Annotated in this window: 2 protein-coding genes; one reads left to right on the top strand and one right to left on the bottom strand. The window is 75.6% G+C overall.

Features of this window, described 5'->3' with window-relative positions; genetic code table 11:
* The coding region (locus tag ACOV8S_RS07560) for an SDR family oxidoreductase (protein ID WP_448316868.1) at positions 1-337 on the bottom strand (337 nt) is incomplete at its 3' end.
* A 208-nt stretch (positions 338-545) separates the two neighbouring features.
* On the opposite strand from ACOV8S_RS07560, the gene ACOV8S_RS07565 reads away from it, so the two are divergent.
* Complete coding sequence (locus ACOV8S_RS07565) at positions 546-1,631, top strand: MGDG synthase family glycosyltransferase (protein ID WP_448317391.1); 1,086 nt, start codon at positions 546-548, stop codon at positions 1,629-1,631.
* Positions 1,632-1,740: the final 109 nt, after the last annotated feature.

Genomic DNA, 1,740 nt, shown 5'->3' on the forward strand with positions numbered 1-1,740 from the left:
CCACCAGCACGTCCACACGCCCCACCCGTTCCAGGGCGAAGCCGGTCAGCCGCTCCTCCGACCCGGGCGTGGTGAGGTCGGCCGGGAAGTACGACGCACGGGTCGGCCGTGCGACCTCCCGCAGGCGCTCCGCGTCCCTCCCGTTGAGGACGAGGTCCCACCCTTCGGCCGACAGACGACGCGCCACCGCGGCGCCGATCCCGGAGGAGGCGCCGGTCACCACCGCCGTGGGCGTCCGCCTGCCGGGGGCGGGACGCTGCGCCGAGGGGCGCGGCCACGACCCGCGTACGGGGGTGGCCGCGACGTTGCCGGTGCCTGCCTGGGGAGCGTGGGACATGGCTGGACCTCTGTGGTGGGAAGGATGCCCGAGGGGTGCCGGGACGCATCGGCGATCGGACGCAGGGCGATCTCCGAACGACCTGGATCTTCTCCGCCAAACGTAGACCAAGTGTCGCTTGTGTGGGAATCCGGGCATTCTGCTTCCCGTGCGTACCCCACATCTTTCGCGGCACCGCCGTCCCGCTCCGGAGCACGAGGCGCTGCGGATGCTGATCCTCAGCGCGGGCATGGGAGCCGGCCACGACACCGTGGCCCACGAGCTCGCCCGCCGTGCCCGCGAGCAGGGGCACCAGGTCCAGGTCCTCGACCTGCTGCGGTTGTTGCCTCTCGGGACGGGGGCCGCGCTCCGCGTCTTCTACCAGGCGGTGGTGCGGCACGTCCCCTGGGTCTACGCCGCCCTCTACCGCGTGTTCCTGCGCCCCGGACCGGGGCGCCGCCCCAGCGGCGTCCCCCTCGCCCGTCTGGCCGCCACCCGGCTGACCGGCATCGCGCGGCGGACGGGCGCCGACGTGGTCGTCCCCGTCTTCCATCTGGCCGCACAGCTGACGGGTCACCTCAGGGAGCGCGGCGTCCTGCCCTGCCCCAGCGTGGTCCTGCTCGTCGACTTCGCCGTCCACCGGCAGTGGCTGCATCCCGGCAACGACCTGTACCTCTGCCTCACCGAACGGGCCGCGCGGGAGGTACGCGCGAGCGTCGAGGTGCCCGTCCGGGTGACCGGACCCGTCGTGGCGCCCGTCTTCCGCGAACCCGCCGCGGGTACCCCGCTCTGGCGCCGGCGCTTCGACGACCACGCCCCCGGTCGCCCACCCGTCCTGCTCTCGGCCGGCGCCTGGGGCGCCGCCGAGGGCATGGAGACGACCGCACGGCGGCTGGCCGGCGCCGGCTTCCTGCCGGTCGTCCTGTGCGGGCGCAACGAGCGTCTGCGGGAGCGCGTGGCGCGCGTGCCCGGCGTGATGGTCCTCGACTGGGTCACCGACATGGCCGGACTGCTGGGCGCGGTCCGCGTGCTGGTCGACAACGCGGCCGGCCAGACCGCCGTGCAGGCCCTGGCCGCCGGACTTCCGGTGGTGGCGCACCGCCCCCTGCCCGGTCACGGCGAGGCGGGCGTACGGCGCATGGCCCAGCTCGGCGTGTCGGTCCACACATCAGACGCCGCGGCCCTGCTGCGCGCTGTCGAGCGGCTCTCGCGGGACGGCGCCGAGCGGGACCGCCTCGTCGCGCGGGGCCGTGCGCTGTTCCGGGAGGACGCCCTGGCGCGGGTGGTGTCCGCGGCCCGCGCCGTCACCGCCTGAACGGCCCCGCCGCGTATACCCGCTGCTCAGCCGTCAGCGAAGCCCCGGCTGTCGACCGGCCGGGCGGCAGGGCGGCCGGGTCCGACGGGCCCGCCCCCTGGCGGTCTCC

The sequence above is a fragment of the Streptomyces sp. CO7 genome, assembly GCF_053474865.1.